Below are 17,668 nucleotides of genomic sequence, written 5' to 3'. Positions count from 1 at the left end.
AGATGTGTATAAGAGACAGAGCTGAACGAAAACCGGATCGGAGGGCATCCGGCCGGCAAACCGCCTTCCGGTTCGGCCCGGCGGCCCCGACAGTCGGCCACGCTGGGGCGCAGGAATCGCCCGGTCAGGGATGTCGTTCGAAGAGCGTCATCGGCTTGTCCCGGTAATCCGCCTGGTGGAACGGCCGATAGCCAAGCCGCTCGCCCAGGCGCACCGAAGGGAGGTTTTCCGGATCGATGAGGCAGACGGTGCGGCCTTTTCCGCGCCGCTCGAAGAACCAGTCGTGCACGGCCTGCAGGGCCTCGGTGCCGTAGCCCTTGCCGTGCGCCGAGCTCGCCAGCGCCCAGGCACCCTCGGGGAAGTCGTCGAAACGGTCGCCCAGCCCGCGATGGAAATGGGCCAGACCGGCTTCGCCCACGAAACGCCCGCCGTCCTTCTCCCGCAGCGTGAAAAGCCCATAACCGAAGGAGGTCCAGTGGCCGACGTTGCGCAGCAGCCGGATCCACGTGTCTTCTTCCGAGGCGGGGCCGCCGATGAAGTGCATGACTTTCGGGTCGGTCCTCATCGCGTTGCAGTCGTCGAAGTCCGAGATGGCGCTCGGGGTGAGGATCAGGCGCTCGGTCACGATCATGCGGTGGCGTCCTCGATAGAAACGTGGTGGGCGTCAGGCAGCGTGGCGGAAGGCGGACAGCGCGCTTTCGATGAGGCGCCAGTCCGCGCCCGGCAGGTGCGCGCCCTCCGAGAGCTGTCGGCGGAAACCGCGGGCCCCGGGTTCGCCTTGGTAAAGACCGAGGATGTGCCGGGTGATGTGCTTCAACTGCGTGCCGCGCGCCAGTTCCGCGTCGATGTAGATGCGCATCCGCTCCAGCACGTCGGCGCGCTCGGGCAGCGGCGTGCCGTAGAGATCGGCTTCAATCCGGGCGAGCACGAACGGATCGTGGTAGGCCGCCCGGCCCAGCATCACGCCGTCCACCTGGGCCAAGTGTTCCCGCACGGCTTCGACCGTGGTGATGCCGCCGTTGATGACGACGGTAAGCTCGGGGAACTCGCGCTTCAACCGGTAGACGCGCTCGTAATCGAGCGGTGGGATCTCGCGGTTTTCCTTCGGGCTCAGCCCTTCGAGCCAGGCCTTGCGCGCGTGGACGACAAGGATGCGCACGCCCGCTTCCAGCATCGTGGTGGTGAAGCGCTGCAGGTCGGCGTACTCATCCTGGTCGTCCACGCCGATACGGCACTTCACCGTCACCGGCACGTCCACGGCGTCGGCCATCGCACGGACGCACTCGCCCACCAGATCCGGTTCGCGCATGAGGCAGGCGCCGAACTTGCCCGACTGCACGCGATCCGAAGGGCAGCCGACGTTGAGGTTGACCTCGTCGTACCCTGCCTGTGCACCGAGCACCGCAGCCTTCGCCAGTTCCACCGGATCGCTGCCGCCAAGCTGGAGAGCGACGGGATGTTCCTCGTGGCTGTGCTCCAGCAGGCGCAGCTGGTTTCCGCGCACCAGCGCCGCGCTGGTCACCATCTCGGTATAGAGCCGGGCATGCGGCGACAGCAGGCGGTGGAAGTACCGGCAATGGCGGTCCGTCCAGTCCATCATGGGGGCGACGGTGAGGCGGAAGGCCGAGGGATCGATGGGTTGCATCGGAGCATTTTAGCAACCCTTCGCAGGTAACGCTCCGAGTCACCGGTCCGGGTCGATCACAGCCTGCATCAGCGCAACCTCGCCAAGGGGCGCACCCAAGGCGCGCGCGCGTTTCTCCCAACCGCGCAACGCAGTGCGCACATCCTCGACTACCCCCGCCAAGGCCTTCCTGGAAAGGCGGTAGTAGTCGGCCGTCGCCAGCAGCAAGCCCGAATCGGGAGATGGATCCCGGTCGTCGATCGCGAGAACGTGATGATCCTTGTCGGGATTCGGATTCACATCGAATGCCGGCGACAGTTGCCACCCATCGCCTGCCCGCAGGAAGCCGTGATTACGCAAGTGATCGTCGCGGTTGCCGATCAAGATGTTGAAGAGAACTCTCCGAAACAGCTGTTCAAGATCGCGCGCGATCTGCGTCGAGGTGCCGCTGGTTTCGATGACCTGGACGAGATCCAAGTAGCTATGGCCTTCGCTCTCGGCGGCGTCGAGCTGGGTCATGGCGGACGAAAACATGCGACGTGAGCTTGGGGTGCGATCGAAGCGCCGCACCGCGTAGGTATGACCGCGATCCGAGAACTGCATCAGCCGTGCCTCTGGCATGTCGATGCCCGCTTCGAGTGAGAGCTGGTAGGTCAGGAACTCCCACAATCCCACGTCGATACGGTCGTCGTTGGACGGAAACTTGGCAAGCCAAAGCTGTCCGGTCTGGTCTCGGAAACTGGCTTTCGGTCTGGCACCGCCGAGCGAAGCGCCGGGCGCCACGATTTGTTTGAACCAGCGGACCGCCTCGTCGGACAAATCGATATCGCCGCTCTCCACTTGCGCGGCGATACTTTCGAGTTGGCGCAGTTCGGTGATCGGCGGAGCGCTGAGCGTACGGTCGTCTACATAGCGCCCAGACTCTGGATCCACCAGACGCAGCGCCCCCATGCGAGACTCGTCGTTGACACCAACCAGGTAGTCCCACGCGCGAAGATTGCGCGCTTTGCGCCCGTCCTCGCGTGCTTCGATCGCCTCGCGGCGATCCATCAGGCGCTTGCCCCAGCGATCGGGGGAGCAGTCCTGAAAAGCACCCGATAGTTCGTTGGCACCAGCCCGCGCGTACTGCTGCCCAGCCCCGAAGTAAAGCTCGTGATCTATCGGGAACCCCGCGACCGCGCCGGCGCTGGCTACCCAGTCGGGGTCATACTCGAAGCTGATCGTGTCGCCCGTCCGGCTTGCCGTCTTGGACAGGTGACCCACGATGGCCGAGCCGCCGAGAGACTCGTCGTCGATCCAGACTTCCAGGCGATTCACTGTTTAGGCTTCCGCGGTCGTAATGGCTTCGACGGCGCTGGCGTTTCCTGCGTAATGGACGTCGGCGACGGCGCGGAGGTGGTGCGCGCGCGGCGCGGGGCATTGGTTCGCCGGAGTGCGTTGTCTTGCAACTCGCGACCGAGGGCGTCCTGGGCAGCAATCAGATCGATGTCGCCGGCCAGACCGAGCACAGTCAGCACCCGCAGCACGGTTGCCAGGCTGGTCGACGGGTCGCCGTTTTCGAGTTTGGCGATGGTCGGGACGCTGACCCCCACGCGCTCCGCCATTACTTCCTGGGTCATCGAACGACGCATCCGGGCAGCGCGCAGGCGCTGGCTCAGCGCCTCGATCTGGCGCTGTACACGGGGATGGGTGGGTGGAATTCGCTTCGCCATACCAAATTAAATTACATTTACTGGCCGGAAAAGCAAGTTAATTTTGGATTTATAGCTGACTGATTCAGATAATGACGGGGCGTTGAATCGCTACCGCGCCTTATCGTTAAGGCCCGGAGACCGCCTGCGGCACCGTTTCGGCAATGATCGCGGCAAGTCGCGCCACCGCGGGCGTGTGCATCTGTCCGCCATCGTGCAGGCACAGGCGACGTGGAGCTTCGGGCAAGGGCGGCAGGCCGCACGACGCATCCAAGGCGACTACTCCCGGCGGCAAGCCTGCCGCCGTGCGCAGCGTCACGCCGAGGCCAGCCTCTACCGCGGCCCACAGACCGTGGAGGCTCGGCGACGTGAAGGCGATGCGCCAGCGCATGCCTGCGCGATCGAGTGCGGCAATCGCGGCCTGCCGGAACATGCACGGTGCCTCGAGCACCGCCAGCGGAACTGGCTCGCCTTCCGTCCGTGCCGGGCTGTCGTCGCCGGCACCGATCCACACGTCTTGAAGCTGCGCCAGTACCCGGGCGTCGGAGCGCGTCTCGGCACCGAGCGCCAGCACGAGGTCGAACGCACGCTCGTCCAGCCTCTCCAGGAGACGCCCGTTGCGATCGACCGCCGCTTCGATGCGCACGCCCGGGTGGGCTCGCTTGAACTGCCCGAGCACCCGCGGCAGCCATCCGTCCGCGAGGTCGCCTGGGAGGCCGAAGCGAACGCTTCCCTCCACCGCACACCCACGCACGGCCGCCACGGCTTCTTCATTGAGGCTAAGCAGCCGGCTCGCGTAAGCCAGCAACACCTCACCCGCTTCGGTGGGCACCAGTCCGCGACCCTGCTTCTGGAAGAGCGGCACCCCTAGCTGCGCCTCGATCCGGCGGACCTGAAGGCTTACCGCCGATTGCGAGCGGCCGACGAAATCGGCCGCCCGGGCGAAGCCGCCCAGTCGCTGGGCCGCCACGAGGGTTCGCAAAACATCGAGGTCCAAGGCCGGAAGCGGCATGCTTCGGTTTCACAAAAGTGTTTGATGAGAATTACCACATTTTCTTATACGGGCGAAGCGCCTAAAAAGGCCGCACCAGCAAGCGGAGAACCTCATGAAGTCACTTTGGGTACTGATGGCCGGTACGCTCGCCTGCCACGCAGCGGTTGCCGGGCAGACAACGATGCTGAAAAAAGACGCCGCATCCCTGGAGGGAACATGGACGCTACAGGCGGCGGACGTGATCCATGCCGATGGCCGCAAGGCGCAGGACTATGGCGCGTCGCCGAAAGGGCTGCTCATGATCGACGCGCAGGGACGCTACTCGTTGCAGATCTTCCGCGCCGATCGCCCGCGCTTTGCCTCGGGCGATCGCGCGAAGGGAACGCCGCAGGAATACGAGGTCGCGGTCCTCGGCACGAGCACCCATATCGGCAACGTGACGGTCGACCCCGCGGCCCACACACTCACCTTCCATATCGACGCCGGTTCGTTTCCGAACCAGGACGGCACCGTGCAGAAGCGCACCTACGAACTCACCGGAGACGTGCTGAGCTACAAAGTGGCGCCCCGGCCGAATGGCGACGTGCCCGTTTCCGTGTGGCGGCGCCTGCCGGATCAATGATGGTGCGCACCGGCAGGCGTTCCGTCCGCCCAGGTCGATGTCCCCACGAGGAACACGAGCATGGGCGGCAGGCCGCTCGTCTGCGAAGCGTCCTTGGGAAACATGAACCAGTAGGGGCTGGCCATCACCGGTGAACCCTCGACGTTGGCGCCCCACTCGCCCGCGTCCTTCGCCAGCGTGTCGAACATGAGGTGGGGCATGTTGTGCTCGCCCTCGTCGGTCAGGTACGACGATTTCGACATCATGTAATCCATGGCGCCCGGCTCCAGCGGTGGCAATTGCTTCTTGGCGTACGCGTCCCTGACAGCGGCAAGCATCTCATCCTTGGAACGGCCGGCCATCGCCAGACGGGCGCGCAGCTTGAAGATGGGCACGATGGCGCGGGCCGCCTGCGGGTTCATGCAATCCGCGGCAAGGATCTTCGGGTTCCAGAATTCCGGCCAGTCGAACGGTCCGGTCCAGCTCCTGCCCACTACGCAGACGAATCCGTTCTTGCCTTCGACGGCGGTTTCGTAACCTTTGCGTCCCAGCACGAGAACGGTGGCGTCACCCGAGACGGACGGCGGGGCCGCGCTCCGCGCCAGCGTGACTTCGGCCTCGCGGCTTTTCATCAGGTATTGCTCGGCGGGGGCCATCTTCGGATACGGCGCGGCAGCATTGGCCTTCTGCGCATCCTGCGAAACGGCCGGCTGCGATGCGCCGACCATCGCAAGCAGCGCCAACCCGGCAAACTTGATCGAGCGATTGGAGTTCTTCATGAAGGATCTCCTGGAGAGTGATCAGTTGGGGTTGGGCATGAAGAAGATTTCCCTTATCTCCACCTGCCCTCGCGTGGCGGACGCACCCTTGCGTGCCCACGCGAGCGCTTCGTCCATGTCGGCGCATTCCAGAATCCAGAAGCCTCCAATGTGTTCCTTGGTTTCGAGGTAGGGACCGTCGGTAATGGCGACCTCGCCATCGGCCTGCGTCCGCAGCGATTTCGCGGCGCCCAGCCCGCAGGCGAACTTCCTGACTCCGGCGGCGATCATTTCCTCGTTCAGCGCATGGATGTCGCGGCCCATGGCTTCGTCGACCGTGGAAGGATCGAAATCGTCGGGGAGGTAACCAGCAACGAGATACTGCGGCATGTGTCTTCTCCTGGAGGGGTGTCAGGCGGGCCCAGTGCCTACCTTGACTAGACGTCGAACGGAGCGGGCCGTTTTCGACACTGCCTCGATTTTTTTATTTCACCCGTTTGGCGGGCGCCTTGCGCGGCGCCGCGTTCCGCTCCACCGCCGCCCGGATCAACGCCTTGAACGCCTTGGCATCGATGACCTCACCTTCCCCGATATCGATGGCACGACGTACGTTGCCGTCGAGGCTGGCATTGAACAGGTTCGCTGGATCCTTCAACGAGGCGCCCTTCGCGAAAGTCAGCTTCACCTTCCCTTTGTAGGTCTCTCCAGTACAGACGATGCCCCCATGCGACCACACGGGCGTGCCCCGCCATTTCAGTTCCTCGACGATGTCGGGGGCCGCCTCGTGGATGAGTTCGCGCAACCTGGCCAGCGTGTCCCCGCGCCAGTCGCCGAGGTCGGCAATGCGCTGGTCGATTTCACTCAATCTGCTCATGTTTTCCCCTCCCCTTCAGCCCCACAGACGATAGCATCGTGACGAGCCGGGCCGCTCGTTCGACCGGGTATGTACACGACGTTTCTCATGATCGTCCGATAGCGTTTTCCCGCCGTCGCGTGTCGAATCGCGCATCGCGGTTGCAGGTTTGACGTGGCCGGATTGCGTTGCGAAGGTTCGCGCCCCTCCGCCCCATGGAACGACGCGATGAAAGCGAAGCATGCCCGCACATCGACAATCCTCGGCTCAACGGTTCTGGTCGCCACCTTATCCTGTTCCGCCACGAGCGCGGAAACGAGCTACTTCTCCTTCGTGTCCACCGCCGGCATCCACACCGCGCCACACGAGTTCGTCTTCGCCGTCGACGATGCGGCGACGATCGCGAAACTTCGCGACATCGTGGTCAATGCCAGCGACATTCCTCCGCGCAACCAACGCATCACCGGCATGATCGAAACGACACGCGCGGCCTACAACGCCGAATGGCCGTTCCACCTCGTGCCCTCGACCGTGCGCCTCAGTGAGGGGCTCGACACCGAGGCGTGCGATGCCACGCCGTTCATGATCGAAGAGAACCTTCATCTGGTCGGACAGGGCTTCCTTCCCGGCACCTTCTGGTGCCCGTGGTCCATGCGCATCGTGCGCGAAGTGCTTGCGCCGAGGTAACCGATGCATCGCACCGCGCCGACGTCACGGCACGCTGCGTCCGCAGCGCGGCGGCCATAACTCCTTGCCGTCGCGGTGCCAGATGAAGAATTCGCCCGAGCGTGGTTCGCCGGTATCGCGCGAAAACAGCATCGACTTTCCCGTGGGCGAAAACACGGCACCGATTTCCGAGCCGTTGACATTGATGTCGGGACCGAGCTTCACCCGCGACGACCACCCGCTGCCGGTTTTTCGCGATTCGAAATAGCCGGCATCCGTGGCAAGCACCATGCTCCTGCCATCAGGCGACGGCAGCGCCTCGTATTCGTTTCCCGCGGTGTTCAAACCCGGGCCCGCATTCTCCACAACCCATTGGCCCGACGCATCCTGCCGGGCCCGCCAGATGTCGTTCTTTCTCGCGCCACCCGGGCGATTCGATCCGAAGTACAACCAACCGTCGGGCGCGAGCCGCGGAAACCACTCGGCCTCGTCGGAGTTCACCGGCGCAGGCAGACGCACCGGTTGCCCCCAGTGTCCGCCCGCATCGCGGTCGACCCGCCAGATGTCGAGGTCCTTGCTTTTCATGCCCCCGGTGGCCCGAGATGAGATGTAGTACAGGTGGGCACCGTCAGGGGTGAACCAGGGGTCTGCTTCCAACCCTTTTCCAACGAACGAAGGCGCCTTCGGCCTCGACCAATGATCGCCCTCGCAATGCGACGCGAGGATGCGCCACCCTGCGAAAGACTTGTCGCTGCGTACGAAGTACATGTCGTCGCCACGCGGATCGAAGGCCGCGTGCGATTCGAACAGTTCGCTGGACACCCCCGTCGGGCGCCAGGGTTCCACTGCAGTCGTCGGCGACGCGCCGCTCGTTGCGGGATCGACGGACTGCCGGCCCTGCGCGACCGATGCCGGCGCTGTCGGCAGTACAAGGAAGGCGAGTGCGATCAAGCGACGCATGCGGGCTACCTCATACGTTTTTCGAAGGCATGAAGGCTGCCGCGATATCGGCGACCGGCTTGCGCAGGATCGTCTCGTTGAACGTCAGCGGCAAGCCGCCGTCGATCACGTCGCCAGTCACGATATCGGCCTTCGCAAGCCGTTCCTTCAAGCCCGTGGCGACACGGTCGTCCAATGTAAGGAACGCGATGTTGCTACCGTTCGGCACGCGGCGCACGGCGATGCCGGGGATGGCGGCGAGTTGGCCCAGCAGTTCCTCGCCCGCCGCACGGACACGAACGAAACGTTCGCCGAATCCGTCGAGCGACTGCTCCGCGATGGCGGCCGCCATCCAGCCATGGAAGATCGCCCCGCCGAATACATGGCGGGCCTGCCGTGCCTTCGCCACGAAGTCCTTGCTGCCCGCGAGGATCGCGCCGAACGGCGCGCCCAGGTATTTGTAGAGCGACACATACACCGAGTCGAACGGCGCGCAGTAGCGCCGGATGTCGAAATCCTTGCTGCCGTACATCAGGAGAAGGCGTGCGCCATCGAGGTGCATACCCGCGCCCTTGCTTCGCGCCAGCGCGCCGATTTTCGAAACGGTTTCCTGCGACACCGCCGCGCCGTCCAGGCGACGCACCGGGCTTTCGATGGACACCGCACCGACTTCGATCGGATACGGCTTTTCCGCGCTCTGCGCGAAGGCCGCCGCGATGCCGTCATACAGGGTATCCGATGCCCCGCCGTCGACCGGCACGGGATTGAGCGAATTCATCACGGCCACCGCGTCGGCTTCGTCGCGGTAAACATGGCTTTCCTTCTGGAGCAGCACGCGCGAGTGGCTGCCGCTCAGCAGGCGCAGCGCAATCTGGTTCGCCATCGTGCCCGTCGGCATGAACGCGGCATCCTCCTTGCCGAGCAACGCGGCGAACTTCGCCTCGAGCGACGTCACCGCGCCTTCGGCGAGATAGAAATCGCTCACGTCGCGGCGCTCTCCGACGACACCGGCGAGCTTTGCCGGATACTCGCCCGGTTTCGTGAAGAGGCTGTCGCCCCGGAGCGCCACGATGCGCTCGGACGCCGTGCCCTTCCCCGTACGACCGGTCAAGGCGGCGGCCCGAGCCAACGGAACGCCTCCGGCAACCAAGGTAAGCGCCCCAAGAGGCACGGCCTGCATGAATTCGCGACGATTGACCATCCCTAACCCCTCCGCGAGCACGGCCCCCCGGCCGCTTCGGCCAAGCCTCGCACGGGATGCCAGGCCGCGCCTATGCCGGAAGCCCTGCACGCCCCGCGCGCAGGCACTAGAATGCCCGCCCCGTCGCCGTCACCCCCAAGCCAGCCCGCAATGCACATTGTCATCAACGAAGAACTGAAGGCCTACATCGATCCGCTCACGCCGGACGAATACGAGGCGCTCGAGCGGAGCCTGCTCGCCGAGGGATGCCGCGACGCGCTGGTGCTCTGGGGCGACACGCTGGTGGACGGCCACAATCGCTACGGCATCTGCCGCAAGCACGACATCCCGTTCAAGACGGTACAGAACGAGCGCTTCCAGTCGCTGGACGACGTGCACCTGTGGATGATCGAACAGCACCTGGGCCGGCGCAGCGTCTCGGACTTCCAGCGTGGCGTGCTCGCGCTGCGCAAGCGCGAGATCCTGGCCGAGCGCCGCGCCCGCGCGGCCGCGGCCGAGGACGGCGAGCCGGTGGCCGACGTACCCTTCGATACCACGGGTGCCCAGCCCGCGGCATCGAAGGCGCCGCGCCCGGCGGCGACCGAAACCCGCAAGGAGATCGCCCGCGAGGCGCGGATCAGTAGCAACCAGGTCGGGATGATCGAAAAGATCCGCAAGGAAGCCGCTCCCGAAGTCGTGGCCGCCGTGAAATCCGGCACCTTGTCCATCAGCGCCGCTGCCGCGGTGGCAACCCTGCCGGAAGAGGAGCAGAAGGCCGCGGCCATTGCCGGCGATGCGGAACTCAAGGAAGCGGCGAAGCGGGTCCGCGAATCGAAGCGGAAGCCGCGCGAAAAGCCTACCGACGAGGTAAAGGCCCTGCGCGAGCAGGTGGCCGAACTGGAGGCGGAAAACCGCAACCTCCGCCGCGAGATCGACGCCCTGCGCGCCCGGCTGGGCGAAGGCACGCCGGAGGACGCGGAAGAGGCCCTGGCGGAGTAAGGTGGGAAGCGGCCGGGAACTCGGACGGGCGTCCGGTGATCCAAGCCGGGTACACCGGACGCGCCCTCGAGCGTTCGAAGGCCAGAACCCGGAGCTTCCCATGAAAACCTTCCTCGCCCTCGTCGCCACTACCCTCGTCGCCACGGCGGCGGCCGCACAGGACAAGCCGCTCAACCTGAAGCTGCCCGCGGACTACGTGCCGGCACCGGCCAGCACGGCGGCGGCACCGGCCGGTTCTCCCAGCCAGGCCACGCCCATAGCCACCAAGAGCGGCGAGAGCGTCGCCGTCACACCCTCTCGCCCGAAAGACCCGCCCGGCACCTACTACGGCGATACCAGCGGCCGCATGCAGGGCGTCGAGGTTGCCGACGACGCGCCCCGCTGCGACGACGCCACCTATAACAAGCCCCAGGTGCACGGCAGCCTGACCACCGGGGTGGTCAGCGCCAGCCACGGCGGCAGCGGTAGCTACCAGGGCGGCGCGGTCAGCCTCAGCCAGGCCTTCGGCAGCTGCGAACACCCCACGGGCGGCGTCAGCATCTCGGTCGGCGGCACCCAGGGACACTTCGGCCGCGGGCGCTGGTGACGCGCGCGGCGGGCGTGAATCGCCGGCCGCTGTTCCAAACCAAGGCACCTGCACGAGGAAAGCGCGACGGGGTCCCGGTAACGAACGAGGCGGCACGCTAGCATCGGCGTGTCGTCCCGGTCGAGGCAGCCCTCCATGCCGCAGTCTTCCGCGCTTTCCCAAAGGGGCCAGTTCCGCCAGATGTACATGGGGCTCAAGGCCCAGCACCGGCTCGACAGCACGCCGGTGATCCTGTGCGAGGGGGACTCATGGTTCTCCACGCCATTGGCAATGAACCTGCTCGACTGGATCGTCTCGCCGGCACCGGAGGACGAGGAACGCGGTGTACCGCAGTTCGGCAACGGCGGCCTGTTCTTCCGGGTGGAGCGCAGCGGCGACCAGGCCGCGCCACAGAAGGAACATCCGGGCCGGTCCATGTTCACCAAGGACAACGTGGACGACCTGCTGGGCTGGTTCACGCGCTATGCGTTCGACGCCGTGCTGCTCAGTGCCGGAGGCAACGACTTCGTGGACACATGGCTGCATCGCGCGTTGGCCGGCCGCCGAGGCTTGAGTGCCAGCCAGGCTTTCGCCGTGATCGAGGCCACCGGCCGCTACGACGAGGTGCGGAAGGCGTACGAATACTTCGTGGGCGCATTTCATCAAGCGCGGCCGGGCGTTCCCATCCTGGCGCATACCTACGATTATCCCCGCCGCATCGGCACCGAGGCTGCGCTGGGCCTGGGCAACCTGGGCGTGGCGGCGTTGCTGAAGAAGTCGATGGGACCCTGGATCGGACCGAACATCGAACACGTGATCGACGGCGGCATCGAGGCGTGGCGAGAGTTCGCGCGCCTGCTCATCGACGGATTCGTCGCACGGGTACTCGAACCGCTGAAGCGCGACACGCGCTTCGGCGGCATGTTCGACTACGTGGATCTTCGCGGCACTCTCACTACCGACGCCCAGTGGCACGACGAGATGCATCCCACCGAAGCGGGCTTCCACGAGCTTGCCGTGATTTTCCGGACGGCGCTGCTTGCGAAGCTACCGCCCGCCAAACGTGGCGTGGAAGACAACGATGCGATCGACGGCCGTGGGCACGGGGTCGTCACTGCGTAGCCACGGCATCCGCGCAAAGGTGCGCGAACACGGGCCGAGGGTCACGATGCGCACGGGGCGCCTTCGCGCCTCCAGTTCGATCTTCGCCGCGACGTCGCGCAGGATCGTGCCGACGAAGGGCGTGAACAGATAGAACACCGTCGCCGTCGACAGGTCCGCATCGCGCGCGTCACCCTCGACGATCGACACGTCGCTCAAGCCCAATGCCCGCGCGGCGTCCATGGCGCTCGCGACGTAGGCAGGCTCGCGTTCCACGCCCACGGTGCGGGCACCGGTCAGCACGTTGACGAGCATGGGCACATGGCCAAGGCCCGCTCCGAGATCCAGCACCACGTCGTGTGAGGCGATGGCCGCACGTCGTACGCCATCGACAATATGCCGCGCCGGCGTCGGCTGGTAGAAAACCATCTCCGGCGGCGGCGCCGGACGCTCGACATGCGGTTCCCGCAGGTCGAGCACACCCGCAAGCAGATGATCCAGCATGTCGTAATGCTGTCCTGTGGGGATGCCCACTTCCAGCCAAGGCTCGAGAGCCGAGAGGCCTTCACCGCGCCGGATCGCATCACGAATCGACGCGAACCCATCGCGATCGAGAGCCGCCATGGCGTCCAGCAAGTCGACGGCCCGCGCCTGCAACGCTGCGTCCTGCGCACCGAGCAGGAGCAACTCCAGGCGATCCGCAGCCTCCGCGCGCCAGAGGAACGCAGAAGGCTGGCGCCAGCCTTCCTGCTGCTCGAGGAAGATGACGGTAGAGGCGAGCGAATCCATGGGCGCGAATGGTAACGTGTCGGGACACCGTCGACAGGAACCCCGGATGAAACCCGTACGCCTTCCGCCTGCTCCTTGCCGCCTCGCCGCTACCCTGGCGATGTTCGTGAGCCTCCCCGCCTTCGCCACGCCGCCGCTTGCCACGCTCGTGTTCCGCGACGGCGGACGCCCCGTGCTGAGCATCACCGATCCGCACGGACTTCCGCTGGTGGACGAGACGCTCGGCCTACGGACGGTGGATGCCGACCTCACCCACGACCTCAAGCTGGTCGCCACGAGCCAGCGCCAGCTCACCGAGCGCTATCGCATGACGGTGGGCAAACGTCTCGACCGCAACGCCAATCTCTCGGAGACGCGCTACGCGTTGCAGAACGCCAAGGGCCAGAAGCTGGACATCGTGGTACGCGTGGCGAACGACGGCGTGGCGTTCCGCTACGAACTGCCCGGCGTGTCGAGCACCACGGTCACCGGCGAAGCCACCAGCTTCACCGTGCCGGCCACGGCGAAGGCGTGGCTGCTGCCGTACAACCCGCAGTACGAGAAGGAGCGGATCGAGACCACGGCAGGCGCTGCCGCCACGGGAGATTTCGGTTACCCATCGTTGTTCCGCATCGGCGACAACTATGTGCTCGTGACAGAAGCCAACGCCGATGGCCGCTACGACGGCAGCCGCCTCACGCATGCCGCGAACAGCGGAACCTACACGCTGACACTCGCCGACGCACGTGTGGAAAGCACGGGCGTCACGCCGTGGCGCACCGTGATCGCGGGCGACCTGGCGACGGTCACCGAGTCCACGCTGGTCGACGACCTTGCCGATCCCGCGCGGTTCGCGGACACGTCCTGGGTGCGGCCGGGCAAGGTGGCGTGGTCGTGGTTGAGCGAACACGAGAGTCCGTCGAACGCGGAGCGACAGAAGGCCTACGTCGACTTCGCCTCGCGCAATCGCATTCCCTACGTGCTCGTGGATGAAGGCTGGAGCGACGCGTGGGTACCTGACCTGGTGCGCTACGCCAATGCGAAACATGTCGACATCCTGCTCTGGTTCCACTGGTCGAAGCTCGACACACCGGCCAAGCGCATGGCCGAGCTGACGAAGGTGAAAGGATGGGGCGTGAAGGGCGTGAAGGTCGATTTCATGGAATCGGATTCGCAGGCCCGCTATCGCTGGTACGACGCCACCCTTGCCGACACCGCCCGGCTGCAGCTCATGATCAATTTCCACGGCGCCACCATTCCGCATGGCCTGGCCCGCACGTGGCCGCACCTCATGACCATGGAAGGCGTACGTGGTGCGGAGAACGATCCGCCCGCTGTCGGCAACACGATCCAGCCATTCACGCGGAACGTGGTCGGTTCCATGGATTACACGCCGGTGGCGCTCGATGCCGGACGAAAGGAAGCATCCATCGCGCACGAAGTGGCCCTGCCCATCGTGTTCGAGTCCGGCTGGACGCACCTCGCCGACCGCCCGGAAGCATACGAAAAGCGGCCGCAGGCACTCGCCTTCCTCGACCAGATACCTACGGTGTGGGACGAGACGAAGCTGGTTGCCGGCACCCCCGGCCAGGACGCCGTGTTCGCCCGGCGCAGCGGGGACCGCTGGTTCATCGGCGCCATCGCCGCCGGACCCGCGCGCCGCCTTACCGTGCCGCTTGCCTCGCTCGGCGTCGGCCCCTGGCACGCCGATATCGTGCGCGACGGGAGCGGCCGCGGCGACGTGCTGCACTCGGCTCAGAACGTCACCGCCGATGGATCGTTGTCCTTCGACGTGCCGGTGAACGGCGGATTCGCGGCCATCCTCTGTCCCGTGGCCAAGGGCCAGTTCGCGAACGGCTGCTACCGCTGACGAACGGCATCGCGTAACCGGCGCCACCACCGCCCGACGGGCGTGTGGAGGCCCGGGAACGCGCGCTCCAGCGGCAGGCGCGCCATCACCTCGGTGCCGCCCGCACTGCGCACGGCGATGGATACGGTACCGCCCATTGCGGCGGCGCGTTCGCGCATACCGCGCAAACCCCAGTGGCCCTCGCGGCCGTCGCGCAGCAGTTCTTCGTCGATACCCCGGCCATCGTCGCGCACGGCGAGCACCAGATCGCAGCGGTCGACGCGGAGGTCGACGTCGATGCGCGTGGCGTCGGCATGGGCGATGGCGTTGTGCACCGCCTCGCGGGCGATACCGAACAATTCGTCACGCGCCAGCGCACCCAGGTTGCGTACGTCGACATCCACGTTCACCACCACCGGTACAGCATGTTCCGCCGCAAAGGCGGCGGCGAGAGCGCGCAGCGCGACATCGAGGCGCGTGGATTCGCCAACGTGCGCGCGCAGGTCGCGCACGCGATCGCGTGCTTCCACCAGCGCTTCGTCGGCGCGGTCGAGCGCACGCTCCATGGCGTCGCGCAGGGGGTCGCCAGGAGGCACCTTGTTGGCGATCGCCTGGAATCGCATCGAGAGGCCCTGGATGCTTTGCAACAAGGTGTCGTGCAACTCCCTCGCGATACGCTCGCGCTCGGCGTGGCGCTCCTGCAGGCGTGCGCGCAGCTGCGACGCGATCCTGCGCAGCCGGATGAGGAAAGCCACCCAGATCAGCACGGCCACGAGCGCCAGGCAAACAAGGAAGAACCACGGCATCTGGTAGAACGCGCGGGCCACGGTGACCGTGATCGACGCGCCGGCATCGTTCGCGACGCCATCTTCGTTCGTCGCGGTCACGTGGAATACATACTGCCCCGGCGCCGGATCCGTGTAGACCGCCTCGCGATCGTCGCCGGCGTCGCGCCAGCGCGTGTCCAGGCCTTCCATCCGGTAACGGAAGCGCACGCGTTCGGGCATGGTCAGGCTGGTGGACGTGAACGCGATGCGCAGGCGTTCCGTTCCCGCGGGCAGATGCATCGTGGGCGCCGCGGGCCACGTTCCCACATCGGTCGAAACGCTGCGGATCGACACCTGCGGCGGCAGACGGTTCCGCGGCACGTCCGCGGGATCGATCGACACGATGCCGCTCGTCGTGGCGAACCACAGGCGCCCGTCTTCCGCGAGCACGGCCGTCGGAAGCGGCCGGAACTGCGCGGGCGTTCCCGGCAGGCCGTCAAGCGAATTGAACCACTCTACCGGCGGCCGGTAGGAAACATCCTCCAGCGCACGGGCCATGTCCTGCGCACGGATGTGCGCGATACCTTGGGCGGCGTTCGCCCAGATATCGCCGCGGCGGTCGCGGACCAGACCGGAGACGCCGCGCAGGGGTTCGCCCAGCGTGCCGACCATGTGCGCGCGCGCCCCGACGACGACTCCGATGCCGAGTTCGCCACCCACCCACATCGCCTCGCCGTCCTCGAGCAAGGCGGTGACATTGCCCACGGCCAGGCCCTGGGCGGCGCCGAGGCGGGTGTCTTCATGGCCCCGGCGAACCAGGATGGCGTTACGCGCGAAGCCCATCCAGAGGCCACCCTTGCGGTCGCGGGCAAGCACGAGCGGCGAGGGATCGTTGGCGAACGCCGGGAGTGGATCGTGTTCCCAGCCGCCTTCGGTGAAATGGAACACCCCGGGGCGGTTGATCGAGACCCAGACCCCGCCCGCACCATCGCCAGCGATCGCCTGCACGCCGGAGTAATCGGCGAACGGCAAGGCCGCGTACGGTTCGGGCACCCCGCCGTGGAGACGCCAGATCCCGTTCGGGCCACCCAGCCACGTGCTGTCGCCGTCGCGACTTGCGGCGGTAATCGGCTCGTGCAGCGGCGTGGACGCCGCAGCCGTGGCATCCATCCGCATCAGCGGCCGGTTCTTCGTACCCACCCACACGCCATGGCCGGGCGCCGCGGCCATGGCGAAATCGGTGGCGCCGGGTGATGTCAGCGCGGGCAGCAACCGGCTCACGCGGAAACGGTCGAGGCCCCTGCTGCCACCCACCCAGATATTGCCTTCGCAATCCTGCAGTACCGCGCTGACGTAATCGGAACTGAGGCCGTCACGTTCCACGAAACGTTGGGCCTCCTGCCCTTCCGCACCGATCTCCCTCCCGGCGAGGTCTCCCACGCGCGGCACGCGCCGGATGCCGTCGCCGAGGGTCGGCATCCACAAGGCACCGTCGCGATCGAACAGAAGACCCGCGGACGCGAGCCGCAACACCGGGCCTGCAGCCCCGGGATCGCCCCTGCCCGTCCATGCCGGACGCACACCCCCGTCGGCTTCGGCCACCCAGATCGAGCCGTCGGGTGCTTCCGCGATACGGTTCACCCTGCCGACGGAGCGGGTGGCGACCTCGAAGCGCGTGCCGCCCGGGGGCAGCCAGGCAAGCGCGTCTTCCGTGGCGACCCAGAGGCGACCTTCGCGATCGACCGAGAGATTGCGCGCCCGCGCGCCCGGCAAGCCCATCGACGCCTGCACGAGCCGCCAGCGCCCGTGCTCGAATTGCACCAGTCCGTTGAAGGTAGCGCCCCAGATGCGGCCATCGGGCGTGCCGCCGATGGCGTAGACCGTTCCCGAAGGGAGCCCCGCCGCGGCGGCATAGTGGGTGGCCCGGTCACCATCGACGAAACTGGCCACGCCATAACGGAACCCGACCCACAGTCCTCCGGACGGCGGCGCGTACAGCGACGCGACGCTGGATGCGAGGAAGTCGCCACCTGTCCGCGGCCGGTAGCGCTCGAAGCGCACACCGTCGAAACGGTACAGGCCCGTCTGGGTGCCCAGCCACAGGTAACCGTCCGCGGTTTGCGCCAACGCCGTGACCTGCCCGGGCGCGCCTTCACGCACCGTCCAAGCCGTGTGGTAGTACTGCGCGATGTTGCGATCGCGCTCGTCCATCGCCTGCGCCATGCGTGCGAACGCCAGCCATCCGGCCACAAGCAGCCAGACAAACGTCCACACGGTCGTCGCACGCCTCGAAGGCATTCGCGGTCCTCAGAT

Annotated in this window: 18 protein-coding genes; 6 read left to right on the top strand and 12 right to left on the bottom strand. The window is 66.5% G+C overall.

Annotated features, from left to right (window positions below; genetic code table 11):
* Positions 1–124: 124 nt before the first annotated feature.
* The 5 genes from ACPYOD_RS09560 to ACPYOD_RS09540 form a co-directional block, all read right to left on the bottom strand.
* The gene (locus ACPYOD_RS09560; protein WP_481301513.1) at positions 125–631 is read right to left on the bottom strand and encodes a GNAT family N-acetyltransferase; all 507 of its coding nucleotides are present in this window, start codon (positions 629–631) and stop codon (positions 125–127) included.
* Positions 632–664: 33 nt separating this feature from the next.
* Complete coding sequence (dusA, locus tag ACPYOD_RS09555; RefSeq protein ID WP_481301512.1) at positions 665–1,645, bottom strand: tRNA dihydrouridine(20/20a) synthase DusA; 981 nt, start codon at positions 1,643–1,645, stop codon at positions 665–667.
* A gap of 39 nt (positions 1,646–1,684) precedes the next feature.
* The gene (locus tag ACPYOD_RS09550; protein ID WP_481301511.1) at positions 1,685–2,941 is read right to left on the bottom strand and encodes a type II toxin-antitoxin system HipA family toxin; all 1,257 of its coding nucleotides are present in this window, start codon (positions 2,939–2,941) and stop codon (positions 1,685–1,687) included.
* Positions 2,938–3,336: a helix-turn-helix transcriptional regulator gene (locus ACPYOD_RS09545; RefSeq protein ID WP_481301510.1), complete on the bottom strand. Its 399-nt coding sequence runs from the start codon at positions 3,334–3,336 to the stop codon at positions 2,938–2,940. Before ACPYOD_RS09545 ends, ACPYOD_RS09550 begins: the two co-directional genes overlap by 4 nt.
* A gap of 106 nt (positions 3,337–3,442) precedes the next feature.
* Positions 3,443–4,327 (bottom strand): LysR substrate-binding domain-containing protein, encoded by an 885-nt coding sequence (locus ACPYOD_RS09540; RefSeq protein WP_481301509.1) that lies wholly within the window; start codon positions 4,325–4,327, stop codon positions 3,443–3,445.
* Positions 4,328–4,421: 94 nt separating this feature from the next.
* On the opposite strand from ACPYOD_RS09540, the gene ACPYOD_RS09535 reads away from it, so the two are divergent.
* Positions 4,422–4,931, top strand: coding sequence for a lipocalin-like domain-containing protein (locus tag ACPYOD_RS09535; protein ID WP_481301508.1), 510 nt, complete (start codon positions 4,422–4,424; stop codon positions 4,929–4,931).
* On the opposite strand, the gene ACPYOD_RS09530 is transcribed toward ACPYOD_RS09535, so the two are convergent.
* From ACPYOD_RS09530 to ACPYOD_RS09520, 3 genes are all read right to left on the bottom strand, one after another.
* Entirely contained in the window at positions 4,925–5,689 is a 765-nt protein-coding gene (locus ACPYOD_RS09530) for a hypothetical protein (RefSeq protein WP_481301507.1), read from the bottom strand. The genes ACPYOD_RS09535 and ACPYOD_RS09530 overlap by 7 nt on opposite strands.
* Positions 5,690–5,710: 21 nt before the next feature.
* Positions 5,711–6,058, bottom strand: coding sequence for a YciI family protein (locus ACPYOD_RS09525; RefSeq protein WP_481301506.1), 348 nt, complete (start codon positions 6,056–6,058; stop codon positions 5,711–5,713).
* A gap of 94 nt (positions 6,059–6,152) precedes the next feature.
* Complete coding sequence (locus ACPYOD_RS09520) at positions 6,153–6,542, bottom strand: DUF1801 domain-containing protein (RefSeq protein WP_481301505.1); 390 nt, start codon at positions 6,540–6,542, stop codon at positions 6,153–6,155.
* 207 nt (positions 6,543–6,749) lie between these two features.
* On the opposite strand from ACPYOD_RS09520, the gene ACPYOD_RS09515 reads away from it, so the two are divergent.
* Positions 6,750–7,208, top strand: coding sequence for a BP74-related protein (locus tag ACPYOD_RS09515; RefSeq protein ID WP_481301504.1), 459 nt, complete (start codon positions 6,750–6,752; stop codon positions 7,206–7,208).
* Positions 7,209–7,232: 24 nt separating this feature from the next.
* On the opposite strand, the gene ACPYOD_RS09510 is transcribed toward ACPYOD_RS09515, so the two are convergent.
* A complete protein-coding gene (locus tag ACPYOD_RS09510; protein WP_481301503.1) occupies positions 7,233–8,147 on the bottom strand; it encodes a TolB family protein in 915 nt (304 codons plus the stop codon).
* A gap of 10 nt (positions 8,148–8,157) precedes the next feature.
* Complete coding sequence (locus ACPYOD_RS09505; RefSeq protein ID WP_481301502.1) at positions 8,158–9,327, bottom strand: threonine aldolase family protein; 1,170 nt, start codon at positions 9,325–9,327, stop codon at positions 8,158–8,160.
* 150 nt (positions 9,328–9,477) lie between these two features.
* On the opposite strand from ACPYOD_RS09505, the gene ACPYOD_RS09500 reads away from it, so the two are divergent.
* The 3 genes from ACPYOD_RS09500 to ACPYOD_RS09490 all read left to right on the top strand — a co-directional run bounded on the left by ACPYOD_RS09500 (position 9,478) and on the right by ACPYOD_RS09490 (position 11,992).
* Complete coding sequence (locus tag ACPYOD_RS09500; protein WP_481301501.1) at positions 9,478–10,305, top strand: ParB N-terminal domain-containing protein; 828 nt, start codon at positions 9,478–9,480, stop codon at positions 10,303–10,305.
* Positions 10,306–10,405: 100 nt separating this feature from the next.
* Positions 10,406–10,891: a hypothetical protein gene (locus ACPYOD_RS09495; RefSeq protein ID WP_481301500.1), complete on the top strand. Its 486-nt coding sequence runs from the start codon at positions 10,406–10,408 to the stop codon at positions 10,889–10,891.
* 135 nt (positions 10,892–11,026) lie between these two features.
* Positions 11,027–11,992 carry a hypothetical protein gene (locus ACPYOD_RS09490; protein ID WP_481301499.1) on the top strand — a complete coding sequence of 322 codons (966 nt, stop codon included), beginning with the start codon at positions 11,027–11,029 and terminating at the stop codon, positions 11,990–11,992.
* Here ACPYOD_RS09490 and ACPYOD_RS09485 read toward each other — a convergent pair.
* A complete protein-coding gene (locus ACPYOD_RS09485) occupies positions 11,918–12,760 on the bottom strand; it encodes a hypothetical protein (protein WP_481301498.1) in 843 nt (280 codons plus the stop codon). The two genes, ACPYOD_RS09490 and ACPYOD_RS09485, sit on opposite strands and share 75 nt — an antisense overlap.
* A gap of 46 nt (positions 12,761–12,806) precedes the next feature.
* Between ACPYOD_RS09485 and ACPYOD_RS09480 the strand changes: the two genes are divergently transcribed.
* Complete coding sequence (locus ACPYOD_RS09480) at positions 12,807–14,609, top strand: glycoside hydrolase family 97 protein (protein WP_481301497.1); 1,803 nt, start codon at positions 12,807–12,809, stop codon at positions 14,607–14,609.
* Here the strand turns inward: ACPYOD_RS09480 and ACPYOD_RS09475 are convergent.
* Entirely contained in the window at positions 14,600–17,653 is a 3,054-nt protein-coding gene (locus tag ACPYOD_RS09475; RefSeq protein ID WP_481301496.1) for a sensor histidine kinase, read from the bottom strand. The two genes, ACPYOD_RS09480 and ACPYOD_RS09475, sit on opposite strands and share 10 nt — an antisense overlap.
* Between the last annotated feature and the right edge of the window lie 15 nt (positions 17,654–17,668).

This window comes from Luteibacter sp. HAY1-4A, from assembly GCF_056755355.1.
The sequence above is the reverse complement of the archived record's forward strand: the minus strand, read 5'-3'. Positions and strand labels throughout refer to the sequence as shown.

What these genes read in the sequence shown, in the direction of transcription:
- ACPYOD_RS09545 (WP_481301510.1), bottom strand. Translation starts at nt 3,336, where the DNA reads ATGGCGAAGCGAATTCCACCCACCCATCCCCGTGTACAGCGCCAGATC.
- dusA (WP_481301512.1), bottom strand. Translation starts at nt 1,645, where the DNA reads ATGCAACCCATCGATCCCTCGGCCTTCCGCCTCACCGTCGCCCCCATG.
- ACPYOD_RS09500 (WP_481301501.1), top strand. Translation starts at nt 9,478, where the DNA reads ATGCACATTGTCATCAACGAAGAACTGAAGGCCTACATCGATCCGCTC.
- ACPYOD_RS09480 (WP_481301497.1), top strand. Translation starts at nt 12,807, where the DNA reads ATGAAACCCGTACGCCTTCCGCCTGCTCCTTGCCGCCTCGCCGCTACC.
- ACPYOD_RS09535 (WP_481301508.1), top strand. Translation starts at nt 4,422, where the DNA reads ATGAAGTCACTTTGGGTACTGATGGCCGGTACGCTCGCCTGCCACGCA.
- ACPYOD_RS09520 (WP_481301505.1), bottom strand. Translation starts at nt 6,542, where the DNA reads ATGAGCAGATTGAGTGAAATCGACCAGCGCATTGCCGACCTCGGCGAC.
- ACPYOD_RS09560 (WP_481301513.1), bottom strand. Translation starts at nt 631, where the DNA reads ATGATCGTGACCGAGCGCCTGATCCTCACCCCGAGCGCCATCTCGGAC.
- ACPYOD_RS09525 (WP_481301506.1), bottom strand. Translation starts at nt 6,058, where the DNA reads ATGCCGCAGTATCTCGTTGCTGGTTACCTCCCCGACGATTTCGATCCT.
- ACPYOD_RS09510 (WP_481301503.1), bottom strand. Translation starts at nt 8,147, where the DNA reads ATGCGTCGCTTGATCGCACTCGCCTTCCTTGTACTGCCGACAGCGCCG.
- ACPYOD_RS09495 (WP_481301500.1), top strand. Translation starts at nt 10,406, where the DNA reads ATGAAAACCTTCCTCGCCCTCGTCGCCACTACCCTCGTCGCCACGGCG.
- ACPYOD_RS09490 (WP_481301499.1), top strand. Translation starts at nt 11,027, where the DNA reads ATGCCGCAGTCTTCCGCGCTTTCCCAAAGGGGCCAGTTCCGCCAGATG.
- ACPYOD_RS09540 (WP_481301509.1), bottom strand. Translation starts at nt 4,327, where the DNA reads ATGCCGCTTCCGGCCTTGGACCTCGATGTTTTGCGAACCCTCGTGGCG.
- ACPYOD_RS09530 (WP_481301507.1), bottom strand. Translation starts at nt 5,689, where the DNA reads ATGAAGAACTCCAATCGCTCGATCAAGTTTGCCGGGTTGGCGCTGCTT.
- ACPYOD_RS09515 (WP_481301504.1), top strand. Translation starts at nt 6,750, where the DNA reads ATGAAAGCGAAGCATGCCCGCACATCGACAATCCTCGGCTCAACGGTT.
- ACPYOD_RS09485 (WP_481301498.1), bottom strand. Translation starts at nt 12,760, where the DNA reads ATGGATTCGCTCGCCTCTACCGTCATCTTCCTCGAGCAGCAGGAAGGC.
- ACPYOD_RS09475 (WP_481301496.1), bottom strand. Translation starts at nt 17,653, where the DNA reads ATGCCTTCGAGGCGTGCGACGACCGTGTGGACGTTTGTCTGGCTGCTT.
- ACPYOD_RS09505 (WP_481301502.1), bottom strand. Translation starts at nt 9,327, where the DNA reads ATGGTCAATCGTCGCGAATTCATGCAGGCCGTGCCTCTTGGGGCGCTT.